The sequence below is a fragment of the Paraburkholderia silviterrae genome (genome assembly GCF_004353915.1).
GTDB lineage: Bacteria > Pseudomonadota > Gammaproteobacteria > Burkholderiales > Burkholderiaceae > Paraburkholderia > Paraburkholderia silviterrae.
Map to the genome: position 1 here is coordinate 276901 of NZ_SMRP01000006.1, position 24389 is coordinate 301289.

At 64.8% G+C, this 24389-nt stretch carries 26 protein-coding genes and 2 pseudogenes; 13 read left to right on the forward strand and 15 right to left on the reverse strand.

Annotated features, from left to right (window positions below):
* The first annotated feature begins 462 nt into the window (after positions 1-462).
* The 4 genes from EYW47_RS15550 to EYW47_RS15565 are packed head-to-tail and all read left to right on the forward strand — an operon-like array spanning position 463 to position 2033.
* Positions 463-810 (forward strand): hypothetical protein, encoded by a 348-nt coding sequence (locus tag EYW47_RS15550; RefSeq protein ID WP_205710084.1) that lies wholly within the window; start codon positions 463-465, stop codon positions 808-810.
* 4 nt (positions 811-814) lie between these two features.
* Positions 815-1150, forward strand: a complete 336-nt coding sequence (locus EYW47_RS15555; protein ID WP_133195706.1) for a hypothetical protein — start codon at positions 815-817, stop codon at positions 1148-1150.
* 35 nt (positions 1151-1185) lie between these two features.
* Positions 1186-1662: a lytic transglycosylase domain-containing protein gene (locus EYW47_RS15560; protein WP_165976576.1), complete on the forward strand. Its 477-nt coding sequence runs from the start codon at positions 1186-1188 to the stop codon at positions 1660-1662.
* Positions 1659-2033: an AMP-binding enzyme gene (locus EYW47_RS15565; RefSeq protein ID WP_133195708.1), complete on the forward strand. Its 375-nt coding sequence runs from the start codon at positions 1659-1661 to the stop codon at positions 2031-2033. Before EYW47_RS15560 ends, EYW47_RS15565 begins: the two co-directional genes overlap by 4 nt.
* Before the next feature lie 103 nt (positions 2034-2136).
* Here the strand turns inward: EYW47_RS15565 and EYW47_RS15570 are convergent, their stop codons facing one another.
* The 5 genes and pseudogenes from EYW47_RS15570 to EYW47_RS15590 all read right to left on the reverse strand — a co-directional run bounded on the left by EYW47_RS15570 (position 2137) and on the right by EYW47_RS15590 (position 5539).
* A complete protein-coding gene (locus EYW47_RS15570; protein ID WP_133195709.1) occupies positions 2137-2448 on the reverse strand; it encodes a high-potential iron-sulfur protein in 312 nt (103 codons plus the stop codon).
* Between the two features lie 373 nt (positions 2449-2821).
* Positions 2822-3535, reverse strand: a pseudogene (locus tag EYW47_RS15575) (GNAT family N-acetyltransferase); the annotation flags it as partial.
* 224 nt (positions 3536-3759) lie between these two features.
* Entirely contained in the window at positions 3760-4020 is a 261-nt protein-coding gene (locus EYW47_RS15580) for a pentapeptide MXKDX repeat protein (RefSeq protein WP_133195711.1), read from the reverse strand.
* 63 nt (positions 4021-4083) lie between these two features.
* The gene (locus EYW47_RS15585; protein WP_133195712.1) at positions 4084-4869 is read right to left on the reverse strand and encodes a molybdopterin-dependent oxidoreductase; all 786 of its coding nucleotides are present in this window, start codon (positions 4867-4869) and stop codon (positions 4084-4086) included.
* Positions 4870-4900: 31 nt separating this feature from the next.
* The gene (locus tag EYW47_RS15590) at positions 4901-5539 is read right to left on the reverse strand and encodes a cytochrome b/b6 domain-containing protein (RefSeq protein WP_133195713.1); all 639 of its coding nucleotides are present in this window, start codon (positions 5537-5539) and stop codon (positions 4901-4903) included.
* A 480-nt stretch (positions 5540-6019) separates the two neighbouring features.
* Here EYW47_RS15590 and EYW47_RS15595 point away from each other — a divergent pair, with 480 nt between their 5' ends.
* From EYW47_RS15595 to EYW47_RS15605, 3 genes are all read left to right on the forward strand, one after another.
* Positions 6020-6565, forward strand: a complete 546-nt coding sequence (locus EYW47_RS15595; RefSeq protein WP_133195808.1) for a sigma-70 family RNA polymerase sigma factor — start codon at positions 6020-6022, stop codon at positions 6563-6565.
* Positions 6562-7203 carry a DUF1109 domain-containing protein gene (locus EYW47_RS15600; RefSeq protein ID WP_133195714.1) on the forward strand — a complete coding sequence of 214 codons (642 nt, stop codon included), beginning with the start codon at positions 6562-6564 and terminating at the stop codon, positions 7201-7203. The genes EYW47_RS15595 and EYW47_RS15600 overlap by 4 nt, the downstream gene beginning before the upstream one ends.
* A 418-nt stretch (positions 7204-7621) precedes the next feature.
* Positions 7622-8305: a response regulator transcription factor gene (locus EYW47_RS15605; protein ID WP_133195715.1), complete on the forward strand. Its 684-nt coding sequence runs from the start codon at positions 7622-7624 to the stop codon at positions 8303-8305.
* A gap of 60 nt (positions 8306-8365) precedes the next feature.
* Here EYW47_RS15605 and EYW47_RS15610 read toward each other — a convergent pair whose 3' ends face one another.
* The 5 genes from EYW47_RS15610 to EYW47_RS15630 all read right to left on the reverse strand — a co-directional run bounded on the left by EYW47_RS15610 (position 8366) and on the right by EYW47_RS15630 (position 13727).
* The gene (locus EYW47_RS15610; protein ID WP_133195716.1) at positions 8366-9133 is read right to left on the reverse strand and encodes a response regulator transcription factor; all 768 of its coding nucleotides are present in this window, start codon (positions 9131-9133) and stop codon (positions 8366-8368) included.
* Positions 9087-9977 (reverse strand): DUF2971 domain-containing protein, encoded by an 891-nt coding sequence (locus EYW47_RS15615; protein ID WP_133195717.1) that lies wholly within the window; start codon positions 9975-9977, stop codon positions 9087-9089. Before EYW47_RS15615 ends, EYW47_RS15610 begins: the two co-directional genes overlap by 47 nt.
* A gap of 479 nt (positions 9978-10456) precedes the next feature.
* Positions 10457-11635, reverse strand: a complete 1179-nt coding sequence (locus tag EYW47_RS15620) for a CaiB/BaiF CoA transferase family protein (protein WP_133195718.1) — start codon at positions 11633-11635, stop codon at positions 10457-10459.
* Positions 11636-11654: 19 nt separating this feature from the next.
* On the reverse strand, positions 11655-12815 hold the full coding sequence (locus EYW47_RS15625; RefSeq protein WP_133195719.1) for an acyl-CoA dehydrogenase family protein: 1161 nt from the start codon (positions 12813-12815) through the stop codon (positions 11655-11657).
* A gap of 66 nt (positions 12816-12881) precedes the next feature.
* On the reverse strand, positions 12882-13727 hold the full coding sequence (locus EYW47_RS15630; protein WP_133195720.1) for an HTD2 family dehydratase: 846 nt from the start codon (positions 13725-13727) through the stop codon (positions 12882-12884).
* 154 nt (positions 13728-13881) lie between these two features.
* Here EYW47_RS15630 and EYW47_RS15635 point away from each other — a divergent pair, with 154 nt between their 5' ends.
* Positions 13882-14826, forward strand: a complete 945-nt coding sequence (locus tag EYW47_RS15635) for a LysR substrate-binding domain-containing protein (protein ID WP_133195721.1) — start codon at positions 13882-13884, stop codon at positions 14824-14826.
* Positions 14827-14911: 85 nt separating this feature from the next.
* On the opposite strand, the gene EYW47_RS15640 is transcribed toward EYW47_RS15635, so the two are convergent.
* Positions 14912-15349: a PRC-barrel domain-containing protein gene (locus EYW47_RS15640; RefSeq protein WP_133195722.1), complete on the reverse strand. Its 438-nt coding sequence runs from the start codon at positions 15347-15349 to the stop codon at positions 14912-14914.
* 154 nt (positions 15350-15503) lie between these two features.
* Here EYW47_RS15640 and EYW47_RS15645 point away from each other — a divergent pair, with 154 nt between their 5' ends.
* Positions 15504-15797 carry a putative quinol monooxygenase gene (locus tag EYW47_RS15645; RefSeq protein WP_240763712.1) on the forward strand — a complete coding sequence of 98 codons (294 nt, stop codon included), beginning with the start codon at positions 15504-15506 and terminating at the stop codon, positions 15795-15797.
* Between the two features lie 93 nt (positions 15798-15890).
* Here EYW47_RS15645 and EYW47_RS15650 read toward each other — a convergent pair whose 3' ends face one another.
* Positions 15891-16955 (reverse strand): glycosyltransferase family 2 protein, encoded by a 1065-nt coding sequence (locus EYW47_RS15650; RefSeq protein ID WP_133195724.1) that lies wholly within the window; start codon positions 16953-16955, stop codon positions 15891-15893.
* A gap of 623 nt (positions 16956-17578) precedes the next feature.
* Between EYW47_RS15650 and EYW47_RS15655 the strand changes: the two are divergent.
* A pseudogene (locus EYW47_RS15655) lies at positions 17579-18730 on the forward strand (cysteine desulfurase family protein); the annotation flags it as partial.
* Between the two features lie 29 nt (positions 18731-18759).
* Positions 18760-19494: a copper homeostasis protein CutC gene (locus EYW47_RS15660; RefSeq protein ID WP_133195726.1), complete on the forward strand. Its 735-nt coding sequence runs from the start codon at positions 18760-18762 to the stop codon at positions 19492-19494.
* Between the two features lie 20 nt (positions 19495-19514).
* On the opposite strand, the gene EYW47_RS15665 is transcribed toward EYW47_RS15660, so the two are convergent.
* Complete coding sequence (locus EYW47_RS15665; RefSeq protein ID WP_133195727.1) at positions 19515-20180, reverse strand: DUF2278 family protein; 666 nt, start codon at positions 20178-20180, stop codon at positions 19515-19517.
* 121 nt (positions 20181-20301) lie between these two features.
* A complete protein-coding gene (locus tag EYW47_RS15670; RefSeq protein ID WP_133195728.1) occupies positions 20302-20832 on the reverse strand; it encodes a DUF1697 domain-containing protein in 531 nt (176 codons plus the stop codon).
* Between the two features lie 274 nt (positions 20833-21106).
* Here EYW47_RS15670 and EYW47_RS15675 point away from each other — a divergent pair, with 274 nt between their 5' ends.
* A complete protein-coding gene (locus EYW47_RS15675) occupies positions 21107-21598 on the forward strand; it encodes a flavodoxin family protein (protein ID WP_133195729.1) in 492 nt (163 codons plus the stop codon).
* Between the two features lie 109 nt (positions 21599-21707).
* Positions 21708-22448 carry a peptidoglycan DD-metalloendopeptidase family protein gene (locus EYW47_RS15680; protein WP_240763713.1) on the forward strand — a complete coding sequence of 247 codons (741 nt, stop codon included), beginning with the start codon at positions 21708-21710 and terminating at the stop codon, positions 22446-22448.
* A 171-nt stretch (positions 22449-22619) separates the two neighbouring features.
* Here the strand turns inward: EYW47_RS15680 and EYW47_RS15685 are convergent, their stop codons facing one another.
* A complete protein-coding gene (locus EYW47_RS15685) occupies positions 22620-24287 on the reverse strand; it encodes an alkaline phosphatase family protein (RefSeq protein WP_133195731.1) in 1668 nt (555 codons plus the stop codon).
* Positions 24288-24389 lie beyond the last annotated feature (102 nt).

Below are 24389 nucleotides of genomic sequence, written 5' to 3' on the forward strand. Positions count from 1 at the left end.
GGGAACTCGCGAAGCAGCAAGGCTTTGCTTCCTCCGAGGCGAACTTCGCGCAATACTGCGCGACCGGAACGGCTAACTGATCCACGCCTCGAATCGCGCAGAATGTATGCGCTTCAAACCGTGCCATCGCGCGCAATTCAATCAGGAATCCATATGATTTTGACGGGGCAATCCTTATTCGTCAGACATTTGGCAATGCAGCATGCATCGGACACGGCGTTGCCCCCACGCTAGCGAGTGCCGTATCGCCAGTCCCGCGACGAAGCATTTCTCTGCATGAATTCTGGCGCCTTTCGCACCGACGTTGCGCAAAGCCACGTGCCGCGAGCGAACTTTTCCTTTTTGGAAAACGTTTGCGGTAGGGGTATCAAGCCGCGTCCGATGCGAGCCGAAAACGCGCCTATAGGCATGAGGTTTCGAAAAGGGGCAAACGTGAAGCACATCGTGTTCTTGATCGCCGTGATGGCATTGGCGGGGTGCGCGCAACTGCATCCGGCCGATACGGCAAACACTGAAAAGCCGGCCGCGCCAACCGTGGTGATGCGGTTCGATATTCCCGCCGACGCGCTCGGCGCACGCGATCCACAACTAGCCACGGTGCTCGCGAAGGCGGGGGCGCTGGCCGCCGCGCAGAGGCAGCCGACTGTGATCCGCGTGACTGCGCTCGGCCAGGATCTGCGCTACCTCAACGAGGCGATCTGGAAGGGCGTGCCGCCACGGCAATCACTCAAGCCAGCGCTCGAGAATGTCACGGCCGGCGCGAACCAGACATACAGCGTGTCGATCGAACCACTGCAATCGGGGGACTGACGCGATGCGCCCGAATGTTCTCGCCGGGGCCGCGCCGTTACTGGTCCTGCTCGTTTCCTGCAGCGCGTGGGCGGGCCAGCCCGGCGCCGTCGCCGTCGCCCTGGCGTCGGATACCGACGTGTCACGCGTCTATCCGCCGTTGCCCACGCTCGCCATGCTGCCGCCATCGACCGGCGATGACGACGCGCTACCCGCCTCGCATTCCGTCTCGCGCAAAAGGAAGGCGCGCCAGCACGACTGCCATTGCGCCATGCCTTCTCCCAGGCTCGTGGTGTCCGACGCGTCGCGTGTCTACCTCAAGGACATCGAACGGCAGCTCGATGTTGCGTTGGCGCGCTAACTCGCGCATTGGAGGCCAGAACGATGGCTCAGCACATGTCTCTTGCACGCCGGTGTTCGAAATACCGGATCTTGTTTGCGTGGCTTGCCGCGGCCACACTCAGCTGTCCGATGGCGCATGCAGCGAACGGCGACGAGTGTTTCGAAAAGGCGGGCGCATACCAGGGCGTCAATCCGCTCGTGCTGCGTGCCGTGGCATGGCGCGAATCGAAGGGTGACGCGAGCGCTATCAACCACAACGCCAATGGCTCGATCGACGTGGGGCAACTGCAAATCAACTCCGTCCATTTTTCCGAACTCGCGCGTGAGGGTATCCCGCATCGCGCATTGACCGACCCGTGCGTGAACATCTTCGTGGCCGCGTGGCTGCTCAAACAGAAGATGGTGCGTTACGGCAACACGTGGCGGGCAATTGGCGCGTATCACTCGGAGTCGCCGCGAGAACGCGATGCGTACGCGCGGAGCATCCGGGCGATCCTCGTCAGCTGGGGGTTGTTGCGGCCCCAGCAATGACATCTCAGTGCTTCACTATTTCTTTATCGGCAATTCAATTAGGACACCGGTCCGAGCAAGGCAAACGTCTCGACTGGATCAAGCCGTACACGCAGGGCATCTATGCCTACGTGACGCTCAAGGTGGGCGTGGAGCCCACGGAGCCGTTGCGCCAGGCACTGGTGGCGCTGGTGCGCAAGGAGATCGGCCCAATTGCGAGCCCCGACTTCATCCAATGGGCGCCGGTTTTGCCGAAGACCCGTTCAGGTAAGATCATGCGCCGCATCTTGCGCAAGATTGCCGACGGCGACTACGACAATCTCGGCGATGTCTCCACGCTGGCCGATCCGCGCGTGGTGAAGGAACTGATCGGTCACCGGATCGCGCATTGAAGCGCAAGCACCAGCGCGAAGCCTTCTATATAACGGGTGGCGCGATGGACCTTCTTGCTGGTCCATCGCGCCGCCCGTTATTTTCCGGTCATCGACCGCAGCGTCAGGCCTTCTTGACGTAAGCGTTGCACCAGCCCTTCGCATACACCAGCTTGCCGCCGTAGGTTGCGCAGGGGCCCGTCGCCGCGCCGGGCTTGCCTGAATACAACTGGCAATTGGCGCAGGTCTGGCCGGCCTGGTAGCGGGCGAATTTCGACTTGTCGACTTTCGCGGCGTCTTCCGTGTATCCGAGCGCCTGTGCTGTGGGGTCGGTCACGGAGAGCAATGGGGCGTCCGCGCGTGACTCGGTGGACAGCACCGTCGTCGACGCGACAGAGGCGGCAAGGATCATGAAACGCCGGCGGGAAACTGGCATGATATGGACTCCTGTGTGTATTGGAGCCGGCGGAACGCAAGACGCATGGCATGCATCGCCCTGGGTACGCTTACGTTGAGTGCATCCCGTCGGTCCATGGAAGCTCGATCAGCATACGCCATACTCACCGGTCACCCGACCGGATTCGCTGGCGCCAGATATGCCGCGCAATCGGCCCGCAGGCGATTTCGTCGGCATCGACTTCGATAACACTGGTGCGGGAATCAATATATCACGGCGTGAAATGTGAATGCGCACAGCGCGCGCGGGCGCCGTGCTTGCCGTGTCCGGCGGGGCGGTTGACGGCGGCGCTTGACTTGCAGCTAACCGGCAGCGAATCGGCAACGACCCTGCAGACGGCGAATCAGCCGCGCGCCTGCGCGTCTCGCAGGCCGGCGAGCGACTCGCGCTGATTGCCCTCGGCGTCGAAGTTGCCGGCGTCGAGCCAGGTTTCGAACGCGCGTTTCACGCCCGGCCAGTCCTTGTCGACGATGGCGAACCACGCGGTATCGCGGCTGCGTCCCTTGTACACGATGGCCTGCCTGAAGATGCCTTCGAATTGAAAGCCGAGCCGCAGCGCGGCCTGCCGTGAGGGCGCGTTGAGGCTGTCGCATTTCCATTCATAGCGCCGGTAGCCGAGCGCGTCGAATGCGTAGCACATCAACAGATACTGCGCCTCGGTGGAGAGCGCCGTGCGCTTGAGCCGCGGGGAGAAGGTGACGTTGCCGACTTCGATCACGCCATTCGCCGGATCGATGCGCATCAGCGAGAACGTGCCCACGGCCTTGCCGCTCGCCCGGTCGATGACCGCGTAATGCAATGGGTCGGTGGAGGCGGCCGCGCCCGTGAGGTACGCGCGATACGCCGCGAGGTCCACGAACGGACCAATCGTCAGATAGGTCCAGTCGCTGCCGTCGGCGACCTGGCTATAGGCGTCGAAAAGGTCGGCGGCATGCCGGTCGACGTCGATGGGCTCGATGCGGCAGCGCGCGCCCTCGATGCTCACGCGCGCGGGCCGCTCGCGCGCCGTCCAGCCGGACAGGGCGTCGCCGATGGGTTGCGCGTATTCGTTCGTTCTGGCTGCCATTCTTCACATGCTCCATTCGCACGGCGGGCTCGCGCGTGCATGACACGTTACCTCAGGAATGACAGCTAAAGTAACCTTGCTCGTGGCACCTTGAAAAGGTCCACGGCGGCCAGAGACGTTGGAGCCACGCTTCGTGGCGCGGCAGGCTGCACGGCTCGCGGCGCAATTCGGCCTGTGATGCGGCGTGGATTGCGGCGGGGCGAATTGCGTCGCGAGCATCAGGTTCATTGCGACATGGAACCTGAAGCGGGATGGTCCGTGCCCATCGCGTCGTGCTTCTTCATGGTTGAATCCTTGCCCATCTTGTCGTGCGCCATCGCACCGTCCTTGCTCATCTTGTCGTGAGACATGGCGTCTTTGCCCATGGTGTCCTTCTGCATGGCGTCGTTGCCCATCGCGCCGCTCGCTTGCGCGAACGCGGTGCCGGTGCCTGCGCCCAGCGTGGCGGCGCTGACGACGATAGCGGCGAGAATGATCTTCTTCATGGCTGTGCTCCTTGGTGGGTGAAAACCTGGTGGGTGAAAAATAAGGTCCGGCAATTCAGGCCGTCACGAGCCGCCGAACCAGTTGTAGCCCTGGTCGACCCAATAGCCGCCGGGGTACGTGTTCGTGACGAAAATTTCGACGATGTGCTTCGGATTCTTGTAGCCGAGCTTGGTCGGCATGCGCAGCTTCATCGGGTAGCCGTATTTGGCAGGCAGGCGCTCGCCGTCGTAGTCGAATGCGAGCAGCGTTTGCGGATGCAGCGCGGTGGCCATGTCGATGCTCTCGTAGTAGTCGTCCGCGCAGCGAAAGCCCACGTACTTCGCGCTGGTGTCCGCGCCCACGCGGCGCAGGAAGCTGGCGAACGGCGTGCCGCCCCAGCGCCCGATGGCGCTCCAGCCTTCCACGCAGATATGCCGCGTGATCTGCTCGGCGTGCGGCAGCGCGTAGAGCTCGGGCAGCGTCCACACGCGCTGGCCGGTGACGAGTCCGCTCAGCTTGAGGCGGTAGCTGCCGCCGTCCACGACAGGCGCTTCGTCGACGCTGTAGAACGCGTTGAACGGGAATGGCCGTGTGATCTGCGCCTCGGTGTAGGTGGGCGCGAGCTGGTGAGGATCGAAGAGCCACGCCTGCACGCGGTCGTTCAGCCGCGAGACGGCGGTAAGAAACGTGTTGACGGAGGCCTCGTCGGTGATCGAGCAGCCGGTCAGCATCGAAAGGCCGCCGAGCGTGAGCAGGCGCTTGCCGAACAGCCGTCGCGAGGGCATCTCGAGCCTGGCCGTTTCGCGGCGCGCATCGGCGAGGATCGCCGCGCGGTCCAGCGTGACGATTTTGCGGTCGTTCGTGTTCATCTGGAATCCTTATCGATGAGCAAAGTCAAGCTCAATGGCCGCGCAGCATGGTGATGAGCGAGCGCGGCACGAGCGCCACCATCGTGACGTGCACGACTACGAACGCGGCCAGCAGCGACATCGCGCAGAAGTGCACGACGCGAGCGTTGTCATAGCCGCCCATGAGCTCGCGCAGCAGCGGGAACTGCACGGATTTCCAGATCGCGAGACCGGAAAGCACGAGCACGATGAGGTCGGCGATGGCGACCAGATAGGCGAGCTTTTGCACGGCGTTGTAGTGGCGCAGGTCGGCGTGCGACAGGTGGCCGGTGAGTGCTGCGCGCAGGTCGGCGAACACGGCGCGCGGGCTTAGCGGGAAGAACTTCGCGAACAGACGCCCGGTGGCGATATTGAGCGCGAGGTACACGAGCCCGTTGAAAACGAGCAGCCACATGGCCGCGAAATGCCATTGCAGCGCGCCGCCCAGCCAGCCGCCGAGCGTGATCGACGTCGGGATGACGAGGTGGGGGAAGACCGGCGAGGCGTCATAGATGCGCCAGCCCGAGCACATCATGATGAGCGCCGCTGCTGCATTGAGCCAGTGCGTCACGCGCAGCCATAGCGGATGAATCGGGCGCGCGCCGTGCACGAGCGGCTGGCTCGCAGGCGGCCGGGCGGTTGTGGTTTCCATCGCGGACTCCTCGTGACGTGCAGGTACTGGTGAATTCGTTGTGGGCCGAACTGTGGTTACAGCAACGCGCGAGAAATTTGCACGGCTTGCGCTCGCTGCCAGAAATTTCATGCGGTGTGTAACCGCGCGCGCGTTTCGGACGAATAGCCTCCAGGGAGCCTCGCGCCTTACGGCGCACGGCAAGCGCGGGCAAATTCAGGAATCGGGAGCGAAAGCGTGGGCTGGGCGAACACCGCGGCGGGTTGGATGCAGACGGGCGAGCGCGCCGCGCAGGGCGGCGGCGCGGCCGCTATTGCGGTGCGCGACGCCATGGGCTACGCTCACGCGATCGCGCCCGTATTTGGAGCCGGCGACGTCGCTGCACCCGGCGATGCCGCGCGCAAGCCTGTTGCAAGCTTCGGGGCGGGTGTGGAAGTCGGCGCGGGCGCGGGCACCGCTGCAGGCGCGCCATCCGATCGTCGCGACAACACAGGACGCCCTTTGCATCCCGCGGAAATCCGTCTCAAAGCGCTGTTCCTCGCCGGCCTGGAAGGCGACGCCGACGCGTACCGCCTGTTCCTTCAGGAACTGACGCGGCATTTGCGCGGCTATCTGCGCAGGCGCATTCCGCAATTGCACGACGACGTGGAAGACCTCGTGCAGGAGATCCTGCTCGCGGTGCACAACGCGCGTCACACGTGGCGCTCCGAAGAACCGCTGACCGCCTGGGTGCACGCCATCGCCCGCTACAAATTGATGGACTTCTTTCGCTCGCGCTCCCGCCGCGAATCGCTGAACGACCCGCTCGACGATCACACCGACCTGTTCGCCACCCCCGACGACGAGCCGGCCCAGGCCCGCCGCGACATCGGCAAGCTGCTCGACCAGTTGCCGGACAAGCAGCGCCTGCCCATTGTTCATGTGAAGCTCGAGGGACGCTCGGTGGTGGAGGCCGCGCAACTCACGGGGCTTTCGGAGTCGGCCGTGAAGGTGGGCATCCACCGTGGCCTGAAGGCGCTCGCGGCGCGCATTCGGGGGGCGCAATGAAAACCGACGACCTCATCAACCTGCTTTCCACCGGCGTCACGCGCGTGGACCGCAAGGCGGTCTTGCGCCGCTTCGCGCGTGCGCTGCCGCTCGGGCTCGCTGGGTCGCTCGTGATCGTGGCGCTGGTGTTCGGCGTGCGGCCCGATCTCATGAGCGTCGCGCAGACGCCGATCTTCTGGGCGAAGCTCGCCTTCCCGGTTGCGGTGGCGCTCACCGCCGCGCGGGTCGTGAGCCGGCTGGGGCGCCCGGGCGGGCGCGGCGGCTATGCGTGGGCGCTGGTTGCCTTGCCGTTCGTGGCCGTGTGGGTGGCAGGCTGGCTCACGCTGGGCGCCGCCGCGCCGGCCGAGCGCGTGCCGCTCATGCTCGGCGCGTCGTGGCGCACTTGCCCGTTCAATATCCTGCTGCTTTCGGTGCCCACGTTCGCGGCAGTGTTCTGGGCCGCGCGGGGCCTCGCGCCCACCCGCCCGCGTCTGGCGGGCGTAGCCTCGGGCCTCTTTGCGAGCTCGCTTGCCACCATCGCCTACTGCGTGCACTGCCCGGAGATGAGCCCGGCGTTCTGGAGCATCTGGTACGCGCTCGGCATGTTGTTGCCGGCCGCGATCGGCGCGTGGCTCGGGCCGCGGCTGCTGCGCTGGTAATGGCGCGGGCGGCTTGCGTCCACAACTTGCGTCGTGCCCGGCTATCGAGTTGCCTTGATGGAAGCATGGCAACTTCGATTGACGATTGAGCTCGTGAACTGGCCGCATTCTAAGAGCGGCCGCTACCTGCGTGTGACACGATTTAACAACCTTTACGCAGGTAGTTGCTCAATAATAGAGTGACTCATCTACAACCCACGTCGAGCTGCATGGCGTGGATGCACGGAGCCCGAGGCCGGTTGCGGTACATGGTGATCCCCCACCAATGACCAGCCTCTTTCGCCGGTCCCATTGCCCTCCATACAGGGCTGGCATTTTCTATATCGAATGGATTGCAGCGTGTTCTGCAAATGCGCGCTCGTGCGCCAAAATACTTTGCATCCATTTTGTAAGGCAATAAAAGAGGCAGCTTTATCGAATGCGAATTGCCATTCTCGATAGCGATCCAGAACAAGCGGAGTTCATTCGCGGCGTGTTGGCCCCCGAGGGCTATGTCTGCCGCCCCTTCACGCAGGGCAGGGCCTTGCTGCGTTCACTCAGGCGCGAGACATTCGACCTGCTCATACTCGATCATGCGTTGCCCGATATGGTGGGGTTCGATGTCCTGACGAAGATTCGGGAGATCGTCGCCATTCACGTGCCGGTCATTTTCGTGACCTCGTTCCAGGCCGATAGTGACGAGACCTCGGCATTGAACGCCGGGGCCGACGATTACCTGATCAAGCCCGTGGAGGCCGGCGTATTGCGCGCCCGCATCGGCTCGGTGTTGCGTCGCGCGCGAGCGGTTGCGCCCGGCAATGGTGAAGAAGCCGCCGACGCGTTCGAATTCGACCCAGTGGCATGCAGCGTTTCGCGCAATGGTGTGGCCGTTCATCTGACCGCGCGGCAATTCAAGCTTGCACTGCTGTTCTATCAGCATCTGGGAACGACGCTGTCGCGCGAGCATATTCTCGATCTGGTCTGGAATGGCGAAGACGGCGTCAGTTCGCGAACCATCGACACGCAGATTTGCCGCTTGCGCACGAAGCTCACGCTCGCGCCGGAGAGCGGCTATCGGCTTGCATCCGTCCACGGACGCGGCTACCGGCTCGATCGTCTCTAGCATCACGCATGCACCGCGCGGCACTGGCTTGCTGCGCTCACCCGCGCCTCGCCACCATGCCTATGCGTCTGCGAGCTTTTCGAGGCAATAGCCGTAACCGTAGACGGCAATAATGACGTATTCGTTTTCGGGGCGCAGCATGAGCTTCGTTCTTAGCCAGCTGACGTGCGTATCGACCGTGCGTGATGGCATGCCCGACGTTTGATGCCAGATCGATTCGAGGATCTGTGTGCGCGACAAAGGCAGGCCGGCCTGGCGAAATAGCAGGTAGGCGAGCGCGAATTCGCGATGCGTCAGCGCGATGGCGTTTCCGCGCAACGTGACGGTGCATTTCGCCGTATCGAATTCGTATGGGCCGAATCGTACCGGCACGCGGGCTTTTGGCCACTGTGCCCGTCTCAGCAGAGAGCTCACGCGGGCACGCAAGACCTCCGGGGTGCGCGACTTGAGGACATAGTCGTCCGCGCCCGCGTCGAGCGCGGCCGTTTCATCGGTCGCCTTGTGCGGCTCGCCGATCAACAGAACAGGCAGGCCCGTTCCGCAATGCGCTCGCACCCACTTCAGCGCCGTCATGGCGTCGGAGTCGGAATCGAGCCCGATCAGTATCAGCAGATCGAATGGCTCGCTCTCCAACCCCGCCGTGAGCAGACCCAGCCGGCGAAAGCGGTGGCAGACGTAACCGTCGTCACGCAACGTTCTCGCGACAAAAGCGGCGTGTCGGGAAGTATCCTCGAAGATAGCGACGCTCGTTGCGCGGTCGACGAGCGCTTCTTCATTGTCGCTAAATCGAGAATCGCGACGAGGCTTCAATGATTTCAGCTTGGTCATAACCGTGAGATACCATCAGCAGTCTGAGCGCATGGTGTTCTTTCATTCCAAAGACGCTCCTCGGGTGCGCTCGCTCGCCATAGCTGGGGCCGATCCAGACTTCACGAACGGCTTCAGGCAGAAACCCGTACTTGAAATAGCTGGTCAATCCAAACCGCGTCACGCGCCAGCGCAGATGGGGTGTTGGGCCGTTGTGTCGTGCCTGTGCTGCGCTTCCGGTGTCGGCAGGCGCAGCGTAGACGAGGCGCCATTCCTGCTCGTGGCGGTACGAAGGATCCTTGGCGATGACGCCGAGCCACTCGCAGGCCTGCGCGGCGATACGGGCGCGGGCCGTCCGGTTTTGCATGTCGCCGTCGACGATCAGGATCTTCAGCGCTTCGATGTGCCGTGTGAGCGTCGAGTCGTCGCCGTAGAGGACGGGCGAGAGTACGTATCCGCGTTCGGAGTCGGCTAGCACGCTCTGTGGTTCTGCGGTGCGCGCGTCGCCCGGCGCATCCGCATATTCCATTTCCAGTTGCAGTACGCCCGTATCGAATCCGATCGCAAGACCTGTTCCGCGGTCCGCATAATTCAGCCATTGCGCGGTTGCGTCGCGGTTTCCCGAGAAGCAACAAGTGAACAACTCCCGGCGGCTGACGTTCAGGGCGAGCATGAGCTCGGTGGCTGCTCCATTCGGCGCCTGCGGGTGGCGCCGATCGCCGGCCAATGCATTGACGAGCATTGTGCCGATTCCATCGCCCACGCGAGGATCGAACATCTTTCGTGCATTGCTGAGCCAGAGCGCCTTGCTCTCGATGATCGAGAGAAAGGCATGCGGATCGCAGTAGTGGTAAATGATGGCCATACGATTATCAGGGGTGGCGAAGAGGCATTCGATCGAGATTCAGGGCGATCGAGCGTTGCATTCACGGATCGCAGGGCATTTCAGGTTAGGGATGCGGCAAGACCTTTCTTCCATGAAAGCGTTTAATGTGGATTCCTTAACAATTTGAAAATCATGAAATCGATGAGTCGCCATGCAATCTTGACGGTCGATCAAAACCGATTTTGAAACGTGCAGCGGAGTGTCAGCGAGAATTCATATCGATGTGGATGTTGAGGCGCGACAGTAACTGTTCAATATCCGTCAAACAATAGGTCAATTGTTAATAAGTTACAGTTCTCGCTGCATGCAAAGTGCGCCGCACAGGTGTATTGAAAGGGAATGGCGGCAAGGCGACTCGGAAATAAAAAAGCGCCGCTTGACCGAAGCGGCGCTTTTGCGTGCAGGGGCAAGAAGCGGGATGCGAATGCCTTGACGGGGCTTGCTGCCGCCGTAGGGCTTCAGACCGCGCCGCTCTCACGCAGCGCGCGAACGCGCGCTGCGTCATAGCCAAGCTCATGCAGGATCGCATCGGTGTGCTCGCCCAGCGCGGGCACGGGGTCCATGCGCGGGTTATCGGCGAGCGTCGCGCCCGGCGGCAGCAGCGCGGGAATCTCGCCTGCGGGCGTGCCCACGCGCGTCCAGCGCTCGCGTGCGGCGAGCTGCTCGTGTGCCCACACCGCCTGCATGTCGTTGATATGCGCGTTCGCGATCTTCGCGGTTTCGAGGCGCTCGATCACATCGCCTGCAGTGAGGCTGCCAAACGCTTCTTCGATGAGCTTGCCAAGCTCCGCGCGATGCGCCACGCGGCGGCTATTCGAGCAGAAGCGCTCGTCCCCGGCCAGCGCCGGTTGGCGCATGACGGTTTCGCAGAAGCTTTTCCATTCGCGCTCGTTCTGCAGGCCGAGCATGACGGATTTGCCGTCGCCGGCCTTGAACGGGCCGTAGGGATAGATCGTCGCGTGCGCCGCGCCGTTGCGCTGCGGTGGCGTCTGGCCGCCGATCGCGTAGTAGAGCGGGTAGCTCATCCACTCGACCATGCTTTCCAGCATCGAAACGTCGATGCGGCGTCCGCGCCCCGTCTTGCCGCGTTCGATGAGCGCCGCGAGGATGCTCGAATACGCGTACATGCCCGCCGAAATATCGGCGATCGAGCAGCCGGCCTTGGCCGGTTCGTCGGGTGAGCCGGTGATGCTGAGAAAGCCCGACTCGCTCTGGATCAGCAGGTCATAGGCCTTCTTGTCGCGATACGGGCCGTCGCTGCCGTAGCCGGAGATATCGCAGACGATCAGGCGCGGGTAGCGCTCGCGCAGCGTCTCGTAGTCGAGCCCGAGACGTTGCGTGGCGCCGGGCGCGAGATTCTGCACGAACACGTCGGCGTCGGCGAGCAGCGCGTGCACGATCTCCAGCGCTTCGGCGCGCTTCACGTCGAGCGTGATGCTCTCCTTCGAGCGGTTCGTCCAGACAAAATGCGAAGCGAGACCGTGCACGCGCTCGTCATAGCCGCGCGCGAAGTCGCCCGAGCCGGGGCGTTCGACCTTGATGACGCGCGCGCCCAGATCGGCGAGTTGGCGCGTGCAGAAGGGGGCCGCGATCGCATGTTCGAACGTGACGACCTTGATGCCTTCGAGAGGACGCATGGCAAGCTCCCTGGTGCAATCAGAATGAACGCGGCAGGCCGAGAATGTGCTCGGCGACGTACGAGAGAATCAGGTTCGTCGAGATCGGCGCGACCTGGTAGAGGCGCGTCTCGCGGAACTTGCGCTCCACATCGTACTCGCAGGCAAAGCCGAAGCCGCCGTGGAATTGCAGACAGGCGTTCGCGGCCTCCCACGAGGCGTCCGCCGCGAGCAGCTTGGCCATGTTCGCCTGCGCGCCGCACGGCTCGTGCGTTTCGAAGCGGCGCGCCGCCTCGAAACGCATCAGGTTGGCGGCTTCCACGTTGATGAACGCGCGCGCGATGGGGAACTGCACGCCCTGGTTCTGGCCGATCGGGCGGCCGAATACCTGGCGATCCTTCACATATTGCGAGACCTTGTCGACGAACCAGTAGCCGTCGCCGATGCATTCCGCGGCAATCAGCGTGCGCTCCGCATTCAGCCCGTCGAGGATGTACTTGAAGCCCTTGCCCTCCTCGCCGATCAGGTTTTCCGCGGGAATTTCGAGGTTGTCGAAGAAGAGCTCGTTGGTCTCGTGATTGACCATGTTCAGGATCGGCTGCACAGTCAGACCGTGGCCGATCGCTTCGTGCAGATCGACCATGAAGATCGACATGCCTTCGCTCTTCTTCTTCACGTCCGAGAGCGGCGTGGTGCGCGCGAGCAGGATCATGAGGTCGGAGTGCTGCACGCGCGAGATCCAGACCTTCTGGCCGTTGATCACGTAGCGGTCGCCTTTGCGCACGGCCGTGGTCTTGATCTTCGTGGTATCGGTGCCGGTGGTGGGCTCGGTCACGCCCATCGACTGCAGGCGCAGCTCCCCGCTCGCGATTTTCGGCAGATACTTGAGCTTCTGCTCGGCCGAGCCGTGGCGCAGCAGCGTACCCATGTTGTACATCTGGCCGTGGCAGGCGCCGGAATTGCCGCCGCTGCGGTTGATCTCTTCCATGATGACCGAGGCCTCGGTGAGGCCGAGACCCGAGCCGCCGTATTCCTGGGGAATCAGCGCCGCTAGCCAGCCCGCTTTCGTGAGCGCGTCGACGAAGGCTTCGGGGTAGCCGCGTTCTTCGTCGACCTTGCGGAAATACTCGGCCGGAAACTGGCTGCACAAGTCGCGCACGGCTTCGCGGATGTCCTGGTATTGATCGGTAGCGTCGTTCATTGCATGGTTCCCTGCATGTATCCTGGTTGATTCGTCCTGGCTGATTCGTCCAGATGGTCTGATGGTTCAGGCGAGCACCGCGCGGGCCGACATGGTCAGCCAGCCTTCGTGATCTTTTGCCCAGAGTTCGACGGCCTGGCCGTGCGCGGCGCGGCGGCCGCATACGGTGAAGGGGTGTCCGAGAAAGGTCGGGCGCACCGCCTTGAAGCTGTACTCGCGCACGACGGCTTCGGGCGCGAAGCGCGCCACCGTGTCGAGCAGCAGCGTGGCGATCAGCGGCCCATGCACGACGAGGTCTGGATAGCCTTCCGCCTGGCGCGCGTAGTCGCGGTCGTAATGAATGCGATGGCCGTTGAAAGTGAGCGCCGAATAGCGGAACAGCAGCGCCTCGCTGGACGCGATCTCGCGCTGCCAGTCGGCATCGGTCGGCGCCGCTGTGGGCTTGGGCTGCGGCTGGCCGGGCTGCGCAGGCTCGCGATAGACGATGTCCTGCTCTTCGCGGATCGCGGTGGCGCCGCCGACCTGAATATCGTGCTCGACGGTGACGAACGCGAGACGTCCGCTGCGTCCTTCCTTGTGCTCCACGGAGAGCACGCGCGAGACGCGCGTGGCATGCGCGCCAATCGTGAGCGGCGCGTTGAACGTCATGCGCCCGCCCGCCGCCATGCGCCGAGGCAGGCCGAGATCGGGAAGGAAGCCGCCCGTGCGCGGATGCCCGTCGCTGCCCAGTTCGGCTTGTGGCGCGGCAACGCAGAAATAGAGCCAGTGCCAGATCGGGGGAAGCGCGTCGCCCAGACCCGGCGCGCGGCTGCTGTCGAGCGTGGCGGCCAGCGCGGCAGCGGGTGCGGACGATATGAGGTCGGTGACCGTCTGGACCGGCTGTATGAGTGGTTCAGGCAGGGGAAGGTTCATCGCCGTGTCCAGCGTTGGTTCGGCCAACGCTTCACTAAAGGGGAATGAGGCGACTGTATGCGAATGTTCCGGGACGCGGAAATACGGATTGAATGTACCGGTCATAGGGGTATCCTATGACCCTCGCATTGGAAGGATCACAAGGGCCGCGCCCATGGACGTTCGTCAGCTTCGTTACTTCGTGAACATCGTCGATTACGGCAGTCTCGGCAAGGCCGCGGAAAAGCTCTACGTGGCGCAGCCGTCGCTCAGCCAGCAGATCGCGAAGCTGGAAGACGACCTGGGCGTGCCGCTGCTCGTGCGCAGCCCGCAGGGCGTGAAGCCCACCGCCGCGGGCCAGGCGTTGTACCGTCACGCGCGCCTCGTGCTGCATCAGATGGAGCAATTGCGCCAGGAGGTGCGCGAGGGCGTGGGCGCGGAATCGGGCACGGTTGCCATCGGCTTGCCCACGACGATGGCCTCGGTGCTCGCGATGCCGGTTTTCGAGCGCGTGCGCGAGCGCTATCCGGGCATCCGCCTGCAATTCTTCGAGAGCATGAGCGGCTACTTGAACGAACTGCTCGCGAACGGCCGGCTCGATCTCGCGATCCTGTTTCGTGACACGGCCACGCCCGGCATCTCGGCGCTGCCCGTGCTCGACGAAGAGTTATGCGTGCTCGGCGAGCCGGGGCTGCCGGCGCGTGCGCGCACCTGCCCGCTGGCCGCGCTCGCCGATGTGCCGCTGGTGGCGCCTGGCGTGGCCAATGGGCTGCGCCTGCTGCTCGAAAGAACCTTCGCGCGCGAGCAGGTGCCGTTGAATATCGTGGCGGACGTGGATTCGTTGCCCATGCTGCTCTCGGTTGCGCAGTCGGGCGCGGCATGCACGATCTTGCCCGCTTCGGCGCTGGCGCTGCGCGCACAGGCCGAGCGGCCCAGGATGCGGCGCATCGTCAATCCGGTGATCAGGCGTCCAGCGAGCATCTGTTGGCCCAATGCATTGCCGGTGAGTTCCGCTTCGCTTGCCGTGCGGCGCACGCTTTGCGAGCTGATCGAGGAGCTTTGCGCGAGTGGTGTCTGGACAGGAATTGAGCTGCGGGAGGCGGGGATAACGGCGGGTTGATGCGTGGCATCGAGCAAGACGCCACGCTTCGGTTTGTTGCTAGGCCAGTTCCCAATATCACGAATGGGGCTGGCCTTGTGCGCGCTTAGTGCTTGATATCGGCTTGCTTGGGCTTGGGCGGCGATGCGACCTTCGCGTACTGGAATGCCGGCGTGGCCTTGAGCGCTTCCTTGGTTGCGCCCGGCAGATACAGATTGCCGTTACGCACGTCGAGCGAGGCGATAGGCACGGCCACGTCGTGCGCGGCGACGCCGAGGAAGCCGCCCGCGGAGACGATGGCGGCCGACACCGTGCCGTCCGGCGCGATGATCAGGTCGCGCACCGTGCCCACCTTGGCGTTGTCGTCGTTATAGACGGCCTTGCCGAGCACGCTCTTCTTCACGCTCCAGCCTTCGAGCAGCGCCTGCGATTGCTCGATCGTCACGCTCAGCGGCTGGGCGCCTGCGACCTGGGCTTGCGCGCCTGCGCTTACCACGCTTGCGGCCAGAACGGCGGCCGTCAACATCGTCATGCGGAAAGACATTTACTGTGCTCCTGATTCAAGGGTCTGCTTCAAGGATTTGCTTCAAGATTAATCGGCGGCAGGGACCGCGCGAAATACTCGAATTGCAATAGTAGCGGGATTGAGCAATGGCTGCGCGTAAGTTGCATGCGGGGTTGACGCGCTGAAGCGTTATTTGCAGGTGATCGCGCATTACTACGCGAAGGCGGGCAATGGAGACACGGTGGCGGCACGGCTCGCCGAGCTGGCGGCAGCCACGCGCACAGAGCCGAAGAACCGCTATTACGGGTACTTCCGCTCAGTGGAGGAGCCGGAGCACTTCGTGATTCTCGAGCAGTACAGCGATGCCGACGGGCTCGCCGAGCATCGCGAGATGCCGCATTTCCAGCGCATTGGCGTGGGGACGATCGTTCCGCTGCTGGAGCGGCGCGAGGTGAGCAGCTATATGGTGGAGGAAGGTGAAGCCTGATGCCGCGATGGCCATCAGGTTTTCACCATGCGGCGCTCGAGGCGCTGAGCGCGCCCGCCGCCGCACGAGGGCGGCAAGGTCGTGGAGCCGCGATCAGGGAGCGTGTGTGCGCGCGACGTCGACCATCGGTGTGACATCGCGCATCGGCGTGACATCGACGATCGGCGCCACCTCCACGCCCGCTTCGTCCGCATCGAATGCGAGCGCTGGCGGCTGCCTTTTCGCGCGCCGCGCGCTCTTCCAGATCATCAGCAGGTGATAGTAGAGCCGCGGGCTCAAGCCGAACCGGTACGCGTGCAGATTCCCGAGCGCGAGGTGCAAGCCGGCGCGCGCCTTGTCGTTGCGTGCATAGAGCGACACCACGATCGGCACGAAACGGCGCATTGCGAGCTTGCGCGCGGGTTCGAGGGCGGGCGGCAGCGTCAGCCCCTGAAGGAAGCTCCAGGCGGCGAGCGACGACGCGCTGGTCGTATTGCGTGTCGACTGGGAAACCGAGACATCGGTTTTCCGGTAGTAGGAGACGTGTTCGTCGATGTAGCACACCCCACGGGCCGCCAGGCACAGCCGCACGCCGAAGACGTAATCGCAGCACACGGCATGCTGCTCGTCGTAGCTGATCTGCTTGACGAGCGCGGCATCGGCGAGCCAGCCGTTGTTCGGGAACATCTGCACGATGCCGGTGCGTCCCGGCAAGGCCTGCAGTCCCGCCGCCGCGGGTGTGCGGTGATAGGCGTGATTCATGCGCTGGCTCGACGCGTAGTCCACGCTGCCGTCGTGGTCGACTTCGTATTGATTGCCGAACGCCGCCTGAATCTCCGGATGCCGCTCCCATTGCGCGAGCAACCGCTCGACGCATTGCTCGGCGAGGTAGTCGTCGTCGTGGATCAGCAGAATCTTGTCGCCGGTTGCGCGCGCAAAGAGGCTATCGACATTGCGCGCCTGACCGAGCGCGGGCGTATTGCGCCGATAGGCGATGCGCTCGTCGTTGCCGTACCGCGCGGCGATCAAACGTTCGGTCTGCTCGTCCGGCGAATCGTCGCCGATGACGATTTCGATGTTCGTGTGCGTTTGCGCGAGACACGATTCGATGCAGCCGATCAACAGATCCGGGCGCTTGTACGTGGGCAGACAAATCGAAACTTTGGTTTTTATCGTCATGGGCCTACCCCTTGATCCTTAGGGACGGTGAAGAGGTTCGCATTGCGAACGCCAATCAACTGGCATGACGGTAAGGGATCAAAACTCGAAAGAAATTGAAAATAAATCGCAAGCTGGGGTAATGCGGGAAAACGCGGATCTGGCGGGAATTACGCGCGTATCGTGAGAAAATTCGAAAAGAAAATCGGGGTTACGCCAGCAAGCGCCGTGCCTTGCGGCTTGCCGACGGGGCGAGTGCCCGGAAAGCGGTGTCCAGTGGGCTTCTCGCCCTAAATTCGAGTGGCTCGGCGCGGTGCCGCGAGGCGGCCGGAAACCGCGCGGAAGAGCTCGCATCTCGCCGGGCCGCATGGCTTTGCGGTGGCGCCCGATTATTTTCTGAATGGCGCCGCCATATATTGCGCTTTGCTCTTTCTGAAATGGCGATATACACCCCATTCACGCCCGGCTGGTTTTGTCGAGGCCCGTCTCGGCCAGTGGCCGCGTCGCGACGATTGCTTCGGCCGATGAGCGCGAAGAGAAAATAATTCTTCGACCGCGGAGCGCGGGCCGCGATTATGGAACCACTTTCTACGGACCGCCGCGTAGCATGGTGCCCCATTCATTCAGCAACAGAACGACGGACAATGGGCGACAAACTCCACTATTTCGATTACGCGGCCACGACGCCGGCCGACCCGCGCGTGATCGCGTCGATGTGCGAATGCCTCGGCATCGAGGGCGCATTCGGCAATCCCGCTTCCAGCTCGCACGCGGCGGGCACGAAGGCACGCAGCCTCGTGGAGCAGGCGCGCGCGCAGGTCGCGGCGCTGATCGGCGCCGAGGCCGATGAAATCGTCTGGACCTCGGGCGCCACCGAATCGAACAACCTCGCCCTGAAGGGCTACGCCGACGCGGCCACGGGCAAGCGCCATCTGGTCACGAGCTGCCTCGAGCACAAGGCCATTCTCGACACCATGGCGAGCCTCGAAGCGCGCGGCATGACGGTCACTTACGTGCGTCCGTCACCCGATGGCAGCATCGGCGTGGAGGCCGTCAAGGCGGCCTTGCGCAGCGACACCGGCCTCGTCTCGCTCATGCTCGTGAACAACGAGATCGGCACGCTCACGGACATCGCCGCGATCGCGCCGCTCGTGCGCGCCGCGGGTGCGCTGCTGCACGTGGATGCGGCACAGGCGCTCGGCAAGACGCCTATCGACGTGAAGGCGATGGGCATCGACTTGCTGTCGATGTCGGCGCACAAGGTCTATGGCCCCAAGGGGATTGGCGCGCTCTATGTGCGCCGCGAGGTGGCCGCGCGCATCGCGCCGCAGATGCATGGCGGCGGCCACGAGCGGGGGCTGCGCTCGGGCACGCTCGCCACACATCAGATCGTGGGCATGGGCACCGCCTGCGCACTGGCCGCGTCCGGGATGGAGGCCGACACGCAGCACATCGCGCGTCTCGCCGAACGTCTGCTCGATGGCGTGCGCGATCTCGAAGGCGTGACCCAGAACGCGCGCGCGGCGCGCAGGATCGTGCACACGCTGAGCCTCACGATCGGCTTGCCCGGCTTCTTTCCGTTCATGCTGGCGGCGGATCTGGCCGTATCGTCCACCTCGGCGTGCAATTCGGCCTCGGGTGCGCCTTCGCACGTGCTGAGCGCGCTCGGGCTCGACGCCGAGGCAGCCAGCCGCACGCTGCGCTTCAGCATCGGCCGCTATACGACGCCGGAAGACGTCGATCGCGCGATCGAGTGCATACGCACGGTCGTCGCGCAATGCGCACCCGTTGCAGCCTGCGCACGCGAAGCGTGAGCGGCACAGGTATGCCAGTCTCTCTCGAAGTGTGCGTCGACAGCGTGGATGGGCTTGATGCCGCTGTCGCTGGCGGCGCGGATCGCATCGAACTGTGCTCCGCGCTCGAGCTCGGCGGGCTCACGCCCACGCCGGGGCTGATCGCGGCGGCGGCGCGCGCGCCCATTCCGGTCTACGCGATGATCCGGCCGCATGCGCGTTCGTTCGAATGGTCGAGCGCCGACGCGGCGGCGATGCTCGCAGAAATCGACGCGGTGCGCGCGGCGGGCCTGGCGGGCGTGGTGCTCGGCGCGGCGCTGCCTGACGGCAATCTCGACGTCGCGTTGCTGCGCACGTTGTGCGAGCGTGCGCGCGAAAGCCACGGACTCGGCACCACGCTGCATCGCGTGTTCGATCTCGTGCCGGACCCGGCACGCGCACTCGAAGAAGCGATCGCGCTCGAGTTCGAGCGTATTCTCACTTCGGGCGGCGCGGCGCGTGCGGTGGACGGACTGGCTGTGCTCGCCGATCTCGCGCGACGCGCAGTGGGGCGCATCGCCATCATGCCGGGCAGTGGCGTGAGCGCCGATAACGTCGCGCGCATCGTCGAGGCGACCGGCGCCACACAAGTGCACGCATCGTGCCGCGAAGCACTCGCGCAGCGCGATGGCAAGGGCGTCGAGCTCGGCTTCTTTCCGGCGCGCCCGGGCCGCACTTCGCAACGGCTCGTGCAAGCGTTCAAACAAGCGCTTGCTTCAATGGGCTGAAGTCAAACGGCTGAACGCAGTTACGAAATCGGCTTCGAATCTGGCGTGGGATTGCCCAGATCGTCGGTCGGCAGCCGCTGCTGATCGAACGCGGCCACATAGAGCGCCCACTGCGGCGTACCCAGATCGACGAGCAGCGCACCGTCCTGCCAGATGTCGTTGTGGTCGTTGCTGTCGTCGCCGGGACGGTGAATGAACTCGCCCGTCGACCCCTGGTTCATGTGCACATCGTGGATGCCGTTGCCTTCGCTATAGAAACGGCCGAACACGTAGACGTCGAAGCCCGATTGCATCGCGCGAACCAGCAGGCGCTGCAGCGTGGCGACAGGCTCGACGGCGTCCGAGCCGTCCATGACGTCGCTATCGCGCCAGGCACCGGTGTTGGCGAGGAAGTCGCTGCGCTGGAAGTCGAGCGCGGGCAGCGCGGCTTGCCCGCTCAGGTCGTGGGAGCCTGGCGCCGCGCTCTGGAGCGTCGCGAGCACGGGATGGCTAAAGTCGAACGGCAGCCTGTACTTGAGCAAGTCGTCGGCATCGGTGGTGCCGACGTTCACCGCAATGTCCCATTGCGCACCCGCGACCGAGAGGCCGAAATGCAGGTGATACTGCACTTCATGGGGCCGTTGCGTGGGCTTGAGTTGCGGCGTCGTCACGATCTTGCCTTTCGCGTAGCCGTAGGGAAGCGTCATCTCGGGCATCTCCTGGAATCGCCTGTCGCTTGCAGCGGGGCCGCCCATCATAGGACGACTGCGTGACAGTTGTGCTGCGCGGCGTCGCGCGCCGCCAGGGGCGCGGGCCGCGTACCCAGCGTTATGCGGCCCCTTGCGTGGCCCCTTGTGCGGCCCATTCAACGAGCGTGGCCACGGTGTTCATGTTGCGCGCCGTGCCGTCCTTCGCCGCGGGAATCTTGAGCTTCGAACGGCCGATGCCGTCCTTGTAGTACACGTAGATTTCGCGCGCGCCGAGCGCGATGGCCTCCAAGCCCTGGCCGCTGACTGTCGTGAGTGCGTCGGCGTTCGGGGCGGTGTTGAGAAAGAGCGCGAGCGTGCGCTCGGGCGGCGCGCTTGCGAACGGATTCGCCGAGAGCACGGCGGCCATTTCATCTGCGCTGCGCAACAGCACGCCGACGGGTTTGCCCGCGTATTCCTCAAGGCTGCGTTCGAGCCGCGTCTTGACGCTCGCCGCCGCGAGCCGGCTCTGGAAGACCACGTTGCCGCTCGCGATATACGTGCGCACGGCGGTAAAGCCGAGCGCTTCGCACATCGCACGCAGTTCGGCCATGGGAAGTTTGCCGGTGCCGCCGACGTTCACGGCACGCAGGAGAGCGATGTAGGTAGGCATGGGCGCATGATACTGCGCATCGCGCATCGGGCATCAGGCATCGCGCGTCGGGCATCGGGCATCGGGCATCGGGCACCGGGCACCGGGCATCGGGCATCAGGCATCAGGCATCAGGCATCAGGCATCAGGCATCAGGCATCAGGCATCGCGCGTCGGGCATCGCGCGTCGGGAGAAACGCTGGGCGCGTCCGGCGCCGCTGCGACGCCCGGCGGTATCATCGAAGCGATGGGACGCGCCATTCCGGCGCGCCAGCGGACCGAAGAGCGAATACGCATGAAGACGCTGCTGATCGTCTATCACACGATGACCGGTGGAACGCAGCAAATGGCCGAGGCCGCCGCCGCTGCCGCCCGCGAGCAATCCGGCGTGGCGGTGAAGCTGCAGCGCGCGGACGCCACGCAGCCCGAAGACGTGCTGGCCGCCGACGGCTATCTGTTCGCGACGCCGGAGAATCTGGCGGCCATGTCCGGGCTGATGAAAGACTTCTTCGACCGCAGCTATTACGCGGCGCTCGACCGCCTGAACGGCCGCCCCTACGCGGTCATGATCTGCGCGGGCAGCGACGGGCAGAACGCCTTGCGCCAGATCGACCGTATCGCCACGGGCTGGCGGCTGAAGGCGGTGGCGCAGGGCGTGATCGTCTGCACGCATGCGCAGACGCCCGAGCGCATTCTCGCGCCCAAGACGATTGGCGCCGACGATCTCGAACGCTGCGCAGAACTGGGCGCGGGACTCGCGGCGGGACTCGCGCTCGGGGTCTTTTGAGGCGCACATGCCATTGCGCCTGGAAAACTGAGATGAGGTACCGCGCCTGCCTTTCATAATGCTCGGCTCACGCATTAAACGCAGGATGACGAATTTAATGAGATTGAGCTTGAGATTGCGATGGCATGGCGCGATATGGGGCGCGTTATTGGGCGTCGGCGGGCTATTGTCGGGTTGCACGCTCGTCGGGCACCCGGCCACGTCTGCCTTCACGACGCATTGCCGGACAGTGAGCGCGGGGTACTACTGCGTGCGCCCGGGCGATACGCTCGATAGCGTCGCGCTGGGGTTTGGACAGAAGCCGCAAGACGTCGCGCGCTGGAACGATGTCGCGCCCGGCACGCCGCTGTTCGTGGGCCAGATGCTGCGCATGGCGCCGCCCGGCGCCTCGTCGCGCCACGAAAACGAGCCGCACGCGGCCGCTCCCCATGCTGCCGACGCGCCGGGCGCCATGCACGCCGCTGCGTCGGCGCAATTCGTCTGGCCGGTCAGCGGCGTGGTCATCCGCGAGTTCGGCGAGGACGGCGCGCGCGGCATCGAGATCGCCGGGCGCGCGGGCACGCCCATCAAGGCCGCCGCCGCGGGCCGCGTCGTCTACGCGGGCGACAGAATCAAAACCTATGGCCTCATGGTCATCATCAAGCATGAAGACGGCTTCGTGACGGCTTACGGCAACAACCGCCGGCTGCTCGTTCGTGAGGGCGATGTGGTGAAGCGCGGTGCCGCCATCGCCGAAATGGGCACGCAAAGTGACGGCGAGACGCTGCTTCAGTTCGAAATGCGCGAGGGCAGCCAGGCCGTGGATCCACTGGCGCATTTGCCGGCGGACTCCGGGCCGGTCGTGGAGTAAGCCGCAGCAGCGCTGCGGGGATACGGATGTCACGTCGAAGCATGGCTTTGGCATGTGAAAATTACATGGGAATCCGTAATAAAAGCGCGTAATAAAGGCACGATATAAAAGCGCCATATAAAAACGCGATTCAAATACGCGGCCTGAGCGCGCAATCCCGGTGCGTGGCGCTCAGCGATGGCCGGGGCGTCGCTTGTGCGCCTGCGCCAGCTTGGCGACATAGCTCACGTAATCCGTCACCGCCTGCGTGTCGGGGCCGTGCGCGGCGCTTCCTGCCGGCGCAGCGGCACCCGCATGAACCGCCGCGGCGTGCACGCTCGCACCGGGTGCTGCGGGCGCTTCGGGCGCTGCGGGTGTTGCGGGCGCACCGTGCGCTGCGGGCGCGGGCTGCGTTCGCAGGCGTGCGCCGAACAATGCCTGATCCTGAATGGCCGGCACGCTGCCCAGGTCCTGCGCCATCTGCAGATCCAGCGCGTGCGCGATCGCGGCAAACCCGTTGACCTGCGTGGCACCCGGAGCGATTGCGGCGAACGTCTGCGGCGCGCCCGCATGAGCCGCGGTGGCTGCAGCGTTGCCAGCAGCGCTCGCTGCGCCGGCCGCTGACGTGGCGGCCGAGGCGGCGGCACCCGCGGCAGCGAGCGCGGGTGTGAGCGGCGCGCCCAGGGTCCGCGGCCCGTCGTTGCCGCTCGGGCGGCACGTGTCGAGCAGCGCCGCCGTCCATGCGGGCGATGTCGCGTCGCGCTGCGTGAGCGGCTTGCCGATGCCGAAAAGCTCCCGCACCGAGCGTACGATCGACGCGTGGTCGAACGCCGTATCCTGCGCCGCATCGGCGGCGCGCGGGAACAGTTGGCTGCCGGTTTTTCCGCGCGGCGCCCACGGAGAAATCAGCAGCGCGGGCACGCGCACGCCCAGCCGGTCGAACGCGAAGTTGCACGGTTTGGCGGCGCGCGCGCCGTTGGTGTTGGCGTCGCCTGGCGGCACGGCGGCGGGCGGCACGCGGTGATCGAAGAAGCCGCCGTGCTCGTCCCACGTGAGCAGCAGCGCGCAGCGCGGCCAGACCGGCGCATTGCGGATCGTCTCGTAGACGTACTGGATGAATTGCTCGCCCGCCGACATCGAGCCGACCGGATGCTGCGAATTGCCGTCTGCGAAATTGCCGCTCAGCAGGCCGTAATTCGGCTCGATGAAGGTGTAATCGACATCGTAGTTGTCGTGCAGGTCGTGCGCGAAAGTGTCGTCGGCGTCCTTCGGCGAGATCGTGCGGAACGTGTCGCCATTGAAGAAGGTGCCCACGAGGCCGCGGATCGCCAGCACCTGGGGGAAGGCGTCGGCGTGATAGACGCGCCATTTCTTGCCCGCTGCGGCGAGGCTGTCGAACAGCGTGCCGTTCTCGAATGAGAACCCGAGGCTGTGGACCGTTTCCGAGGCCGCGCTCGTCAAGCTGCCCGGACTGTTGTCGAGCCCGCCCGAGGAGGCCGCGTGCGCGAAGAAACGGTTCGGCCAGGTGGGCCCGGGCATCGACGAGTACCAGTTGTCGAACAGCACGAATTCCTGGGCGAGCTGGGCAATCACCGGCAGCGTGCCCGGTCCGAAGCCGCGCATCGCGAGCGCCGCGGCGGCACCCGTGCCAAAGCCGCTCATGGGCGGCGTGCCGCCGAGCTGCGCGGCGACATCGTCGAATTCGTGGGGCGGGTCGCTCGGGAGCCGGTCGGCGGCGCCCGCCGGGAAGTTCCACGAGGCGGGCGGCGGCGTCACGCCGTCGAGGCCGGCGAGGCCGAGCAGATGATCGAAGGAACGGTTCTCCATCATCAGGACGAACACGTGCGCGATGTCGGCCATGGCTCTCTCCAGACGTACGGGGCGCTCGGGCAGGCGGCAGCTGGCGGACAAGGGCTTGCGACTTGCGTGAGTGAGCCGCCGCTGACGCCAGGCTGCGCGAGT